The organism is Pseudoalteromonas sp. SCSIO 43095 (genome assembly GCF_023650455.1).
GTDB classification, from domain to species: Bacteria; Pseudomonadota; Gammaproteobacteria; order Enterobacterales; family Alteromonadaceae; genus Pseudoalteromonas; species Pseudoalteromonas tetraodonis.
Window position 1 is genome coordinate 18,705 of sequence record NZ_CP087996.1, and the last position, 13,797, is coordinate 32,501.

Annotated in this window: 16 protein-coding genes; 13 read left to right on the plus strand and 3 right to left on the minus strand. The window is 38.3% G+C overall.

All coding sequences use genetic code 11. The features are described 5' to 3' along the window. A complete protein-coding gene (locus LOC50_RS14440; RefSeq protein ID WP_250654047.1) occupies positions 1 to 1,083 on the minus strand; it encodes an efflux RND transporter periplasmic adaptor subunit in 1,083 nt (360 codons plus the stop codon). A 122-nt stretch (positions 1,084 to 1,205) separates the two neighbouring features. Here LOC50_RS14440 and LOC50_RS14445 point away from each other — a divergent pair, with 122 nt between their 5' ends. From LOC50_RS14445 to LOC50_RS14455, 3 genes are all read left to right on the plus strand, one after another. Next, positions 1,206 to 2,108, plus strand: a complete 903-nt coding sequence (locus LOC50_RS14445; protein ID WP_250654048.1) for a LysR family transcriptional regulator — start codon at positions 1,206 to 1,208, stop codon at positions 2,106 to 2,108. Beyond that, positions 2,098 to 2,403 (plus strand): MGMT family protein, encoded by a 306-nt coding sequence (locus LOC50_RS14450; protein WP_250654049.1) that lies wholly within the window; start codon positions 2,098 to 2,100, stop codon positions 2,401 to 2,403. Before LOC50_RS14445 ends, LOC50_RS14450 begins: the two co-directional genes overlap by 11 nt. 899 nt (positions 2,404 to 3,302) lie before the next feature. Then, positions 3,303 to 3,641, plus strand: a complete 339-nt coding sequence (locus tag LOC50_RS14455; RefSeq protein WP_250654050.1) for a hypothetical protein — start codon at positions 3,303 to 3,305, stop codon at positions 3,639 to 3,641. 335 nt (positions 3,642 to 3,976) lie between these two features. Here LOC50_RS14455 and LOC50_RS14460 read toward each other — a convergent pair whose 3' ends face one another. Together LOC50_RS14460 and trhA are read right to left on the minus strand one after the other, a co-directional pair. Beyond that, positions 3,977 to 4,357 carry a hypothetical protein gene (locus tag LOC50_RS14460; RefSeq protein ID WP_250654051.1) on the minus strand — a complete coding sequence of 127 codons (381 nt, stop codon included), beginning with the start codon at positions 4,355 to 4,357 and terminating at the stop codon, positions 3,977 to 3,979. Positions 4,358 to 4,937: 580 nt separating this feature from the next. After that, a complete protein-coding gene (trhA, locus tag LOC50_RS14465) occupies positions 4,938 to 5,567 on the minus strand; it encodes a PAQR family membrane homeostasis protein TrhA (RefSeq protein ID WP_250654052.1) in 630 nt (209 codons plus the stop codon). Between the two features lie 281 nt (positions 5,568 to 5,848). On the opposite strand from trhA, the gene LOC50_RS14470 reads away from it, so the two are divergent. From LOC50_RS14470 to LOC50_RS14515, 10 genes are all read left to right on the plus strand, one after another. Continuing rightward, positions 5,849 to 6,127 (plus strand): hypothetical protein, encoded by a 279-nt coding sequence (locus LOC50_RS14470; protein WP_036983975.1) that lies wholly within the window; start codon positions 5,849 to 5,851, stop codon positions 6,125 to 6,127. A gap of 210 nt (positions 6,128 to 6,337) precedes the next feature. Further along, positions 6,338 to 6,934, plus strand: coding sequence for an LON peptidase substrate-binding domain-containing protein (locus tag LOC50_RS14475; RefSeq protein ID WP_051498263.1), 597 nt, complete (start codon positions 6,338 to 6,340; stop codon positions 6,932 to 6,934). 70 nt (positions 6,935 to 7,004) lie between these two features. Continuing rightward, positions 7,005 to 7,628, plus strand: a complete 624-nt coding sequence (locus tag LOC50_RS14480) for a sigma-70 family RNA polymerase sigma factor (protein ID WP_036983976.1) — start codon at positions 7,005 to 7,007, stop codon at positions 7,626 to 7,628. Further along, positions 7,621 to 8,286, plus strand: a complete 666-nt coding sequence (locus LOC50_RS14485) for a ChrR family anti-sigma-E factor (RefSeq protein WP_036983977.1) — start codon at positions 7,621 to 7,623, stop codon at positions 8,284 to 8,286. The genes LOC50_RS14480 and LOC50_RS14485 overlap by 8 nt, the downstream gene beginning before the upstream one ends. 8 nt (positions 8,287 to 8,294) lie before the next feature. After that, positions 8,295 to 9,248 carry a YbgA family protein gene (locus LOC50_RS14490; RefSeq protein WP_036983978.1) on the plus strand — a complete coding sequence of 318 codons (954 nt, stop codon included), beginning with the start codon at positions 8,295 to 8,297 and terminating at the stop codon, positions 9,246 to 9,248. Next, positions 9,248 to 10,642, plus strand: a complete 1,395-nt coding sequence (gene phrB / locus LOC50_RS14495; protein WP_069439704.1) for a deoxyribodipyrimidine photo-lyase — start codon at positions 9,248 to 9,250, stop codon at positions 10,640 to 10,642. The genes LOC50_RS14490 and phrB overlap by 1 nt, the downstream gene beginning before the upstream one ends. 1 nt (position 10,643) lies before the next feature. Next, positions 10,644 to 11,072 (plus strand): nuclear transport factor 2 family protein, encoded by a 429-nt coding sequence (locus tag LOC50_RS14500; RefSeq protein ID WP_069439705.1) that lies wholly within the window; start codon positions 10,644 to 10,646, stop codon positions 11,070 to 11,072. 2 nt (positions 11,073 to 11,074) lie between these two features. After that, a complete protein-coding gene (locus tag LOC50_RS14505; RefSeq protein ID WP_250654053.1) occupies positions 11,075 to 11,785 on the plus strand; it encodes an SDR family NAD(P)-dependent oxidoreductase in 711 nt (236 codons plus the stop codon). Further along, entirely contained in the window at positions 11,782 to 13,035 is a 1,254-nt protein-coding gene (locus tag LOC50_RS14510; RefSeq protein WP_250654054.1) for an NAD(P)/FAD-dependent oxidoreductase, read from the plus strand. Before LOC50_RS14505 ends, LOC50_RS14510 begins: the two co-directional genes overlap by 4 nt. Next, positions 13,028 to 13,765: a DUF1365 domain-containing protein gene (locus LOC50_RS14515; RefSeq protein ID WP_036983984.1), complete on the plus strand. Its 738-nt coding sequence runs from the start codon at positions 13,028 to 13,030 to the stop codon at positions 13,763 to 13,765. Before LOC50_RS14510 ends, LOC50_RS14515 begins: the two co-directional genes overlap by 8 nt. The last annotated feature ends 32 nt before the right edge of the window (positions 13,766 to 13,797 follow it).

Sequence of the window (13,797 nt, forward strand, 5' to 3'; positions counted from 1 at the left end):
TTATAAGCCTCGCTCTTTATTCCAAGGACGAACAGACATGCCTTCTTTTAAAGAGTGAACACCGGCAGAGACAATTTGTTGGCCTTCTTTTACGCCGCTAAGCACTTCGATAGTGTCGTGATGCAATTGGCCCACTTGTACTGCTTGTTTATGCACAGTGCCAGTTTGCTGATTAAAAACCCACACATAGGCATTATCGCTTAGGCTTTTATTAGGATCTGAAAATACCGACTCAATAGGTAAAATAGTGTAAGGGGTTTGTGAGCGTGTAACTTTGCTCAAATCTATCATCACTTGCCCAGACATACCCGCAAGCAAATTAAAATCTTCTGGCACCGGTAATGAAAACACCACTTTATAGGTGAGTGTTGCCGGATCGGCTTGGGTGTCCCATTCTTTTAGTGTGAGTTTGTATTGCTTGTCGTGATAGCCATCAAATTCAACCATAGGTTGGTATTGGGTATCTTTTTGAATGCGCGCCACGATTTTTTCAGGAACCTGTATTTCTACATCCATAAAATCGCGAGTTTCTAGGCGCAGAACATTTTGTTTTGCTTGAATACTCTCAAAGTTTTTTACAAACACTTTGGCTACTATGCCAGCAAAAGGAGCACGAAGTTCACTGTACTCTAAATTGGTTTCTGCAATTTTAAACGCTGACTCAGCGACTTGTTTATTGGCAACGGCTTGATCAAGCTCAGATTGACTGGTGATATTTTTATCAAATAGTTGTTTAATGCGTTTTAGCTGTGATTTTGCCAGTTCGTATCGTGCTTTACGTTCGTTATATTGTAATTGAAAATCCTCAGGATCTAACTTAGCCAATAGTTGTCCTTTTTCAACTTGTTCACCAGCTAATACAGGAAATTCAACCAACTCACCGTTGACCCTAAAAGCAAGATATGAGCCTTGGTTTGCAACCACTTCAGCGGGGAAGCTGCGAATGTTAGTTTGTGAATCATGACCAATGCTAAATAATTTAACCGGACGAATAGGCTCTTCTTTAGCTATTTTCTCGGGCTCTGAGCAGCCTATTAAACTTAGTAATGTCGCAGATAGTAAACATAAGCGAAACAGTGGCATGATATCTCCATGATAAAAAAAGGCTAAATAAGTGTGTGCAGCATACGCTGCAAACATATAAAATAAAATTCATTAAATTTTAGAAACTCAATAAGTTTTACTTATAATGTGCCGGGCTGACTATGAAACTTAATCAATTACAAATTTTAGATGCTATTGTGCAAAGTGCGAGCTTAAGTGGCGCTGCATTAAAGCTACATAAAACGCAGCCTGCATTGACACTAGCGATTAAAAACTTAGAGGCGAAATTAGGTTTTGATCTACTCGACCGTTCAAAATACCGATTACAACTCACCGAAAAAGGACGTATTTTTCATCGCGAGGCTAAACAGTTATTAGCCGCTAATGAGCAACTTACTCAGCTCGCAACAGAGCTGGCATTAGGCAATGAAGCGCAATATAGAGTCTGCTACGAGCAAATTTGTCATATGCAAAGTTATAACGAGATCATAAGTAATACTTTTAAGCATTTTTCTAGTACAGAATTTCGTTTAACCAGTGGTAAACGGTTTGTATCTTTAGAGCAAGTTAATACCGGCCAAGCCGAGCTTGGGATTGGCCCATGGTTTGATTTATTTCATGCCACCGGCGATTTAGAAAGCTTACCGATAGGCAAGCTTGATATAGGCATTGTTGGCGCAAAAGGGATTTTACCTAAGCAGCTTACCTACGATGAGTTACAACTTTACCCGTGTTTAGCGATGTTTGAAAGTGGCTTGAGCATAGACAGCGACAGGTTGTCTTATTCTAAAGGGGCTGCGGTGATGAAAATTGATGATATATCTACCCTAAAGTCGTTTTTATTGTCAGGTGCAGGATGGGCAATGATGAGCTTAGGCCACTGTAAAAAAGAAATTGCCGCGGGCTCATTACAGCAAATAATAGTAACAGACAGAGAGCATCAGTTTAGCGCGCAAATTCGTGTTTTTCGTCAACATGCTATGCACCATGGTCCTGTTGCCCGTAAAATTTGGCAGCAATTTGAATTACTCAGTCAGGAGTACTTAAACAATAATGGGCGTTAATAAAGAAACGGTAATTTATACTATTATTGCGAGTATACCCTCAGGGTGTGTTGCCAGTTATGGGCAAGTAGCGGCGCTTGCAGGGTATCCTAATAATGCAAGGCTAGTTGGCCGATTATTAAAAGAGATGCCTAAAGATTCGGCGATCCCTTGGCATCGAGTGGTTAATAGCCAAGGTAAAATATCGTTTCCCGAAGGAAGCGATAAATACCAAGAACAACGACAAAAACTGTTATTAGAAGGTGTTAATTTTAACAATAATAAAGTGAATATGCGCGAGTGTAGATGGGAGTGATATAACCACTCTCAGCATATAAGTGTACGCGTAGGTCGGATAAGCGAAGCGCCATCCGACAAAGTAAAATACCTTGCCAATAATTCTCAATATTTAATGTTGTCGAGTAGCCAGAGAGTGCCATGAGCGGATTTTAAAGGCGTGTATCTGAAAATCTGTTGGGTGGCGCCTTCGGCTTAACCAACCTACCTTTTAATGTAGGTTGGACAAGTGGCGGAGCCACGCCATCCGACAAAAATAATGAATTTACCAGAAACAGCCCAATTTACCCGTTAGCGATATAAATAACTGATTTGTACTGTAAGTTAAACCATCTATATTGACTGTCGGCTGAGTGCCATAAGCCGACTATCAGCCGTAACTCGTTTCTGCCCCAAAATGAGTTAACGTAAATCCTCTAATGGCAGCTTTGAGCGAAGCAGGCATTCAACGTGTTAATGAATAAATAATCAATTCTCGTTATGTAATATAATTAGCTTCTCGTTAAAATTTTCATAAACATTTAAGTTGCTAATTTTAAAGCTATTTTTTATGCGTATTCTCGTAATGTAATTTTACCCGTTCTCGAATAAGTAAATTCACGGTTATAGGAGAGTCTAAACAATTGTAATTCCTTTAGGCTATGTGTAAGTTATTAATATTTAAATTAATAAAAATCGTATTTTGATAATTCTAGAAATTGACACATTGAGTGTTAACGGGAATTCTCGGTAATACGCTGTTAGCTGAATGGTGAATTTATGGAGAATAATATGGACTTTTTTAGTAAAAGTGAGATAGAGAGTTCGCTAGAGCGTATTGATGAACTTCTATCATGCGGGATTTTTCATCCCAACAATTCCAGTCATGTGTTGATGCGAGCAGCATTTATTGAGATGTTAATTTCTTTACGAGATCTAATGTATAAAACGGAAAAGTTTTCTGATCGTATCGACTTTAAAGACGACGTGCTTATTGAGGGTAAAATTAAAGATGTTAGCGACTTAATCAAATATGTTCGTGATGCACTGTGCCACCCAGACTCAGATAACCACTATATAGAGAAAAACAACATAAAGTCCTCATTTAATGTTGCATTTGGTAAGTGTACCTTAATGAAAATGGATGATTTCGAGCAATCCTCAAAGTACGATGACGATGTATGTTTTTTCTTTGGCTCAAAAAGCATCTATTTAAAACGTCATATTATACGTGCACATCAAGAGGCTAAAGAAAAATTAACTCCATTACTGAAGTAGTTAGAATTCAGCTAACAAACAATTTAAGAGTGATTCAGCACGCTTGGCATTTTTGGTTTGGGTTTAGTGATTACGGTGGTCAAATCAAGTGTTGTAGTCGCGTGCTTCACACCTTAATTGGGCGTTAGCCCATAGAAATTAACTTAATACAGCCGACGTCTAAAACGTTTTTGTCCAGTGATGAATTATAAATATAACTCGCCTTAGCCCCTTTCTCATTTAGAGCGGAAGCTCATATACAGGTCATTAGTACTGCTTTACATTTTCTAATGTCGATTTCTGAGCAGAACAATCCAGAATGTATGCCAGTGGCAGACATTTGCATAGAATGGAGGTTATGCTAAGTACACTGCAAGCTGTGCAAGGTACGGCATGAGCGGCGCCATGATCGTTACATGATTTGATAAAAACGATGAAAACTCTTTATATGCTTCAGTAAAATTTCCCGAACCAAAATCAACTTTCATTCTAGTGACAATGCTGGATAACTCGTGCTTTTGCTGGCTTTCTATTTCAAGGCGTTCAATATCAAGATTTAATTTATGAAAAATAGCCGCGGCTTCTTCGGTTAGCATTTCGTTATTAATGACGGTATTGTTTTTTGTATCCTTTAACACAACAGCTTTTTTAAACCCTACCATTTTGTTCTCTCCGATGTAGTTGTCACTACCACCTTCAACATAAACAGCAACACTATCGTTAGTATTTTCATTCATAGGTATCACCTTCCTGTTTTGTTCAATCCAATAGAACGGGTTAGAGCACAAATCATACAACTCATGTATATTGCTTAACGAGCCAGCGTGGTTTTTATTTTGAGACGCTGAAAACAGATATAAAATCACAAAGAAGCGTATTCTACTGTACTTAAACATATCTTCTCCCGCCAAAATGCAACTGATTGCATTATGGCATTTTATCAAAGTAAGCTCAATAAACTCTGTTCTGCACTCCATTTGTTTAGTGTGTTAGTTAATTATTATAAATCAATAATTTATATCAAAAATGCATTTTTCAATATAATAACCCCATTGGAATGTTTTTAGCCACTTAAGGACTCTACTTTAGCCTTAAATTGAGTTGTAATTTTATGGCAGAGCCAGAGGAGTCATCTAGAGTAAGAAAGCCTTACTTATTTCAAGAAAACAATCTTACCGAACGCAGTCGTTCTATACATGGAGTTATCTGACGACACTGGATTAGAGTATAAAATCTAACTTGGTTCTGTCCAAAAACGAGTTTGAGCGACCGTCTGTTTATCGCTCAAACCAGACTAATCTAAATGGCTTAACCAGCCTAATAAACATAGTTACTGATCGAAATATAATGGCTAACACATCCAGCAATAACAAAAAGGTGCCAAATAGCATGGCTATATTGAGTGCTTTTAGCACTATAAAAAATAGTACCTACACTATAAAATAAGCCGCCAGCTAATAGCCAATAAAGTGCATTGATAGGCACGTTTAAATAAAGCGGATACACAATGGCTAATGCAAACCATCCCATTAATAAATAAGTAGCCAGTGATACTTTTTTATTGCCATTTTTAACCAATAGCTTATAAGCGATGCCTGCAAACGCTACTGTCCAAATAAAGGCTAAGGTAGCCCAAGACCAGAGCCCAGATAACGACAGCAACAAAAAGGGCGTGTAGGTGCCTGCAATCAGTAAATAGATGGCGCAATGATCACATTTTTTGTAAAACGCTCTCAATCTTGGGCGCACACTGGCGTGATAAAGTGTAGAGGACAAAAATAAAATTAGTAAGCTACTGCCGTATATCAGAGTACTGGCATAGCTTTTCACACTATTAGTTTGTTTAACTAAATCCCAAAAAACAAAAGCAGCAAATACAATGCCTAAGGCATGACTAATAACATTTAACAGCTCTTCTTTTTTAGAATAGGGAGCTTCAACAGACATAACAGATCCTACCACTTTCCGAATGATTTTTAGTGTACAGGTGTACGCTGAAACTTTCAAATACGAAATAAAGTCATTAATTTACTGAACATTAACAAACACACTATTATTTGGTTTTATTTTTAAATTCATTGGTCAAAATTACTAATCTAGATTTTGTGGATTTCTTTTAAATTTATTTATTTAATTTTAAAACAATGATTTATAAAGTTTTTCCATTATGGCATAGCCCTTGATTGTAACTAAGCGTACTTACCAATAAACAAACAAGGAATACTATTATGAAAACTTCAATCAACATGACAATCGCAAGCTTACTTGTATTAGGCTCAACTCAGGTTAACGCGACAGAAGTCGATTTAAATATTACAGATATGCTAACTAAAACAGTGTCTACTTATGTATCACAAGCAACCTATGAACTTGAACAGTCAGTAAAAGAAGCTGTTTCTTTTGATGCCCACGCTATTTTAGATGGTTTATTACAAACCAGCCCAGTTGTTGATAATAGTGGCATTGATGAAAAGCAACTTGTAGTAAAAACACAACAAAAGCAATAAAAATAGGGAATAAGTGATGAACAGCGAGTTCGAATTGTTAGCTCTGATGTTGGCGCCAGTGGCAAGTGTACTGAGTGTATATTACATCGCTTACATGATAAAAAATGTGGGAACGAGGTTTAATTAGCGAATGCACTTACACGGTAAAACAATCGATGTAACTAAAGCTGATCGACTTCAATAGAGCGCACGTAAATAAAGGCAGAGTGTTTGAAAGAAGTAGACTTTATGAAACGTGCGATTTTCCCATTACCTATTTTTATATTACCTGAAGGCTATACGCGATTACGTATATTTGAGCCTCGTTATTTGACGATGGTTAAAAACGCATTAAAAACAAACAGCGGTTTTGTACTTTGCACCTTCGAACACGACACACCATTTAATATAAGCGCCCAAGGGTGTTTAATGGATATTATTGATTTCGACCAAGACGAAAGCGGTATGCTGTTGATTGATGTTTTTGCATCAAAAAGTGTGCAACTAGATAACGTGTACCAAGACGAACAGGAGTTACGCTATGGTGAGGTCTCTGCGTGCAATACACCTTATTGGTACAATAGCAGTAATCATGACATTGGCGAACATCAACTACTTCAAGTGGCATTAGAAGAAGTATTCTCTAATAATCCACAGCTACAGTCTCTTTATAAACATACCCAGTTTAATCAACTTACTTGGGTTGTTGCCAGATGGCTTGAGCTTCTCCCTATTTCTATTGAGAAAAAACAACAACTTGCATTTGAAACTAATTTTGATAACTTGCTGAATTTCCTCCATACTGTGATTAATAATGAATTTGCCTAAAATAATTATGATCCGCTTATATTCTTAGCTCGTAGTGGTACTTACAAAAGCTATAACGGGACATTTTACTATGGTAAGTCAACAACAAATATTACGTTGTGAACCTAACACAGGTAAGTATACTGCCATGCCAGAAACGCCAAGTACGGAGCTCAGGGAAGCATTAGTTAATGTAGCCCAATCTCGCGATAAAAAATCTTTCGCGTACTTGTTTGAATATTTTGCACCAAAGATCAAGCGCTTTGGCATTAAGCAGTTTGGTGTAGAAGCCCAAGCAATGGAGTTGGTGCAAGAAACGCTCACTTCAGTGTGGCGAAAAGCGCATTTGTACAACAGCGACAAAGGCGCAGCCACTACGTGGGTTTATACGGTAATGCGTAATGCGTCCTTTGATATGCTTCGAAAGATGAAAAGCAACAAAGAAGAAAATATTAGCGAAGACATCTGGCCGTTATTGAATGAATCAGAAGATACACATCACGAATACAGTGACCACCTTGAAGATAAACAAATTAAGCGCTACCTAGATAAACTGCCACAAGCACAAAGAGAAGTGGTACGCGGTGTTTACTTTCAAGATATGTCGCAAGAGCAGCTTGCTCAACAATTAAACATTCCAGTAGGCACGGTAAAATCACGATTACGTTTAGCCTTGCAGAAATTACGTAATGAAATGGGAGATCAGCATGATTAAACATCACCCGAGTGAAACACTACTTACACAATACTGTGCAGCAACACTTCCCGCATCACTAAGCTTAGCCGTATCTATTCATGTAGACATGTGCCCAATATGCCAAGCTGAGGTTGAAAAACTCGAGGCAAGTAATGCAAAAGCAGTGTTTAGTGACAACATGAATGTTAATAACGATGAGCAAAGCGACGATATAGCGGACTCAGGGTTGCTTGAATTAATCACGTCAGACGATTCGATTGATGAAGTTTATGCTGTTGAACCTGTTACTATTGATGTGAATGACCATAATTACAGCTTACCAAGAGCATTAACACGTATTTCTTATAGCAAATTTACACAAGTAGGTAAGCTTGCTCGTTCACGTATAGCGCTTGACGATGGGCATTTGCGCTCGAGTTTATTGCACATAGACGCAGGCGGCGAAATTCCTGAGCATACACATACAGGTTTTGAAGTTACGTTACTTCTTGATGGCGAATTTACAGATGAAGAAGGCAGTTATGTACCAGGTGATTTTATTTGGCAAGATGGCCGTCATCAACATACTCCTTTAACAAAAGAGGGATGTTTGTGCTTTACTGTTGTTAGTAGTGCGCTACATTTTAATAAAGGACTTAGCAAGTTACTTAACCCAATTGGTGGCTTGATTTATTAAGAGAATCTATGCAAACAGATACAATAAAAATAGGTATTAGCGCCTGCTTAGCAGGCGAAAAGGTAAGATTTGACAGCGGCCACAAAAAATCTAACTTTTGTATGGAAGAGCTGGCAAAACATGTTGAATATAAAATGTATTGTCCTGAGGTTGCGGTTGGCTTACCAATACCCCGTCCAACAATTCGTCAAGTAAAAACAGGCGATACTATTAAAGTGTGTCGTCCGGATGGTACGGGAGATGTTGGCCCGCAGCTCACAGAGTACGGTAAAAAAATAGCTACAGAACAAGCGGGGCATCTAAGTGGATTCGTTTTTTGTGCTAAGAGCCCAAGCTGTGGCATGGAGCGGGTAAAAATCTACAATGAAGCAGGAACGGGTAACACCTCTGAGGGCGTTGGCTTCTTTGCTGAACAAATCATGAAACACAATCCTTTACTACCTTGCGAAGAAAATGGACGTTTAAATGACGTTCATTTACGCGAGAATTTTGTAATGCGTGTTTATACATTACATAACTGGCAACAGTTAGTGAAAGAGCCGGTTACTGTACATCGTTTGACCCAGTTCCATGCTCAATACAAATACTTGTTAATGGCTCATAATTATCAAGCGTATCGTGATTTAGGCAATCTACTTGGAACGTTTGTAGGTGACGATGTTAATGCTCTAGCCGACGAGTACATTTTAGGTTTAATGACCGCGCTTAAACGACCTGCTTCAAGAAAAAATAATTCTAACACGTTGATGCATTTGCAAGGTTACTTCAAAAAAGATTTATCAAAAATCGAAAAAGAAGAAATGCGAGATGCAATTGACGAGTATCGCCAAGGGTTGGTGCCGCTTTATGTACCACTAACCTTGCTTAAACATCATTTAAAGGTTCACCCGAATGAGTATTTAAGCAAGCAAATATACTTTAACCCTTATCCTAATGAACTTAAGCTACGTTACGGTTTGTAATGAATACACTATTTTGGTTTAGGCGCGATTTGCGCCTTTTTTCTAACGAAGCGCTTATTGAAGCGCTAAATAATGGTGCTAAACACGCCATTTTTTTTGTGTGCGAAAAACAATGGGCACAGCATAATACTGCCCCAATTCAAATTGACTTACTAAAACGCAGAGTCAGTTATATCCGTGAAAAATTAGCTGAGTATGGCATTAATTTACACGTGATAGAGGCTCCTTATTTCACAGACTGCCAAACTAAGCTTCTCGATTTTTGTCAGCAGTATGAGATTAAACACATAATAGCCAATAAAGAATATGAACTTAATGAGTTTAATAGAGATAAAGCGATTCAAGCGCAATGCGATCAACAGCAAATAACATTTACTTTATACGAGGGTGATATCATTGCACCTGTTGGCAGTGTACGCACACAAAACAACGAAATGTATAAAGTGTTTACGCCCTTTAAGCGGGCGTGGCTAAAACAGTATCAAGATACTCACTTTAGCTTGGTGCCGTGGCCATTATCTTCAAATCCTATTGAGATTGAATCGTGTGAATTACTCAGCAGTGATGACAGCTCAAAAAAATGGCCGGTTGATGACGACACTTTAGCTAATGTGGTCGATAATTTTATCCATGATAAATTAGCAAGTTATGATGATGTACGCGATATACCTAGTGTAAAAGGAACATCGGGTTTAAGCCCCTATTTAGCATTAGGGGTTGTTAGTAGTAAACAATTAATGGTTAATATACAACAACATTACCCCGATATACTGACCACCTCAAAAAGTAAAACGTTTACCTGGGTTAACGAGCTGATCTGGCGTGAATTTTATAAACATTTAATTGCTGAATTTCCAAAACTTTCACGCGGTGCCAATTTTAACGAAAAGTACGATAGTGTGAGTTGGCGTGACAGTGACGCTGAGTTTAAGCAATGGTGCGAAGGCCGTACAGGCTATCCACTTGTTGATGCCGCCATGCAACAGCTATTGCAAACAGGCTGGATGCATAATCGTTTAAGAATGGTGGTTGCGAGTTTTTTAACTAAGCACCTACTGATTGATTGGCGCAAAGGCGAGCAGTTTTTTATGCAGCATCTTATTGATGGCGATTTAGCCTCAAACAATGGTGGTTGGCAATGGGCTGCAAGTACCGGCTGTGACGCACAACCTTACTTTAGGGTATTCAACCCCATTACCCAAAGCGAACGCTTTGATCCAAATGGTGATTTTATCCGTAAATATCTGCCTGAATTACAAAAAGTGCCAGATAAACACATTCATTTCCCACATACTTACTTAGCAGCAACGGGACAAAGTGAACACTGTTACTGGCCAGCAATAGTTGATCATAAAGCGGCACGAGCGAGGGCTTTAGCTGCATTTAAGGTGTGATATGGATAACCAATTATCAGTCGATAAATTTGTAGAAATATATCAAAAGCTTGATAAAGATAACCTAGAGTTATTAACTGAAATTTACGCTCAAAACATTCACTTTATAGATCCGCTGCACGAGATTAATGGCCTTGAAGATTTAAGGCGTTATTTTTGTGGTTTATATAGTAATGTTAAGCATTGTCGATTTGACATAACCGACTCATTTACCAACGATAATAATGCATTTGTATACTGGACAATGCATTATTCTCACCCAAAACTTAACGCGGGCAATACAATTTCAGTGCAAGGGCACAGTAAACTAGTATTTGAAGGTGCGAAAATTATTAATCACCGCGATTACTTTAACGCTGGAGAGCTTTTGTATAAGCATATTCCATTACTGGGCAACATTATTAATTTTATTGATAAAAGGGCTGGTTAACTATGATTACCCTTATTACAGGTGCAACGTCGGGTATTGGTGAGCAACTTGCTATTAAGTATGCCGATCAGGGTGATACAGTGATCGCCTGCGGGCGTAATACGCAAAAGCTCGCTGAACTTGCCAAACATAACAACATAGAAACCTGCCAGTTTGATGCAACCAATTTGCAAGATATAAAAGCGGCAACGTTAGGGTACACTCAATTTGACCGCGTAATTCTTAACGCTGGCAACTGCGAGTATGTTGACGATGCACGTAATTTTGATAGCGCCTTATTTGAGCGTGTTATTAACGTTAATTTGTTATCAATGGGTTACTGCTTAGAGGCGCTTTTGCCAAAAATAGTCTCTGGCGGGCAATTAGTAATGGTTAGTTCAAGTGTTACTTATTTACCATTACCACGTTCAGAAGCCTACGGTGCATCAAAGGCTGGCGTTAGCTATTTAGCTAAAACCCTTGCGGTTGATTTAAACGATGTTGATGTAACACTAGTACACCCTGGTTTTGTAAAAACACCGCTTACAGACAAAAATGATTTTCCTATGCCGATGGCTGTTACAGCCGAAAAAGCGGCTGACTATATAATAAAAGGCGTTAACAAACGCCGCAAAGAAGTTCATTTCCCCTATCGTTTTACATTTATACTTAAAGCATTGCGAATATTGCCACTTTCGCTTTGGCTTAAAATTGCAAAAGGATTAACCCGTTGAAAAAAATAGCAATAATTGGGACTGGCGTATCAGGTTTAACCTGCGGACATTTACTGCACAAGCATTACGATGTCACATTATTTGAAAAAAATGATTATATTGGTGGTCACACCGCAACTGTAGATGTAGAGCACAGCGGTATTAATTACGCGATAGATACGGGGTTTATTGTATTTAATGATAGAACGTATCCTTATTTTGAAAAGTTGCTTAAACGCATTGGTGTGAAACGTAAACCGACCCAAATGAGTTTTAGTGTGCATAACGAGGCAACCGGCTTTGAATACAATGGGCATACATTTAGTAGTTTATTTGCTCAACGCAGAAATATAGTTAGACCTAAATTTTGGCGTTTATTGTATGACATCGTGCGTTTTAATAAGTTATGTAAGGCTTTGCACGCAAAAGGTCACTACACAGAGCAATCACTAGGTCAATTATTACAACAACATCGTTTTAATGATTTCTTTAAATATCACTACATTTTACCTATGGGTGCTGCCATTTGGTCTACTAGCATTAAAGAAATGGAAAATGTAGGGGTTGAGTTTTTTGTAAAGTTTTTCTTTAACCATGGTTTGCTAGACATTACCAATAGACCTCAATGGTACGTTATTCCCGGTGGCTCTCGTGAATACATTAAACCGTTGATAGCTGGTTTTGCTGATAAAATACAGTTAAACACTGACATTAAATCGGTAACCAGAGACGAGCAGGGAGCCACCATTACATTTGCTGATGGCCAGCAAGCCCTGTTTGATAAGGTTATTTTTGCGTGTCATTCAGATCAAGCGTTAGCGTTACTTGGTGATGCCTGCGAGCAAGAAAATAAGGTGTTGGGTGCTATTCCATACACTGAGAACTCGGTGGTATTGCATACCGATGTTTCACTATTACCAGATAGAAAAGCCGCATGGGCAAGTTGGAATTATTTGCTCAATAACAATACCGATAAAGCGGCGGTGGTTACTTATCAAATGAATATACTGCAAGGGATCAAATCAGATACACAGTTCTGCGTTACCTTGAACCACTTAGAAGGTATTAATCAGAGTAAAATTTTACGTGAATTTACCTATCATCATCCGGTATTTAATCAATTATCTATTGCCGCTCAACAGCAAAAGCATACCGTTGATGGACAAAATAACACGTACTTTTGCGGAGCGTATTGGTACAACGGTTTTCATGAGGATGGTGTGCGCAGTGCCGTCGATGTTGCAAAACAACTTGGAGTAGAGTTTGACTAATGCAGTGTATTTAGGCGATGTTAAACATCGCCGTTTTGCTGTTAAACATCACGCGTTTAACTACCCGCTTTATATGATGTGGGTTGATTTAAATAATACTCATGCGCTTAATGGCGTCCATAAGCAGCTTGGAACTTCAGGGTTTAAAGCATTGAAGTTTGAGCAATCTGATTATTTAAAAGGGTTACCCGATAGTCATCATCAGCCCATCATAGAGCGAGCTCATGCGCAGTTAGCCCAGTTAGGGGTAGATGAGAAATTTAGCCATGTGTACCTGCTAGGGCAATTACGCTGCTTGGGTATTTACTTTAGCCCCGTTAATTTTTATTTTTTTGGCCATGACGATAATCAATTTAGCTACATGGTGGCCGAGGTAAGTAATACCCCATGGAATGAGCGACATTACTACTTGGTTCCACTACAAAAAAAAGTGAACTTTAAGAAAGTTTTTTCCGTATCACCCTTTATGAATTTGGATATGAACTATCATTGGACTGTTCGACAAAAGAAAGACAATATACTGATACGTATAGAAAATAAGCGAGATGAAGAACTACTTTTTGATGCTTCGTTAAGGTTACAGCGCCAACCCTTGTGCAATAAACAAATGAGCAAGTTGTTGAAGCGCTTTCCTGCAATGACATGGTCTATTTTCAGAGGTATTTACTATCAGGCATTTAAATTGTTTGTTAAAAAAGTCCCTTTTTTAGGTCATTCAGGCAAACTTTAAATTTAATTTATGTTGTTTTATAAGTAATAACA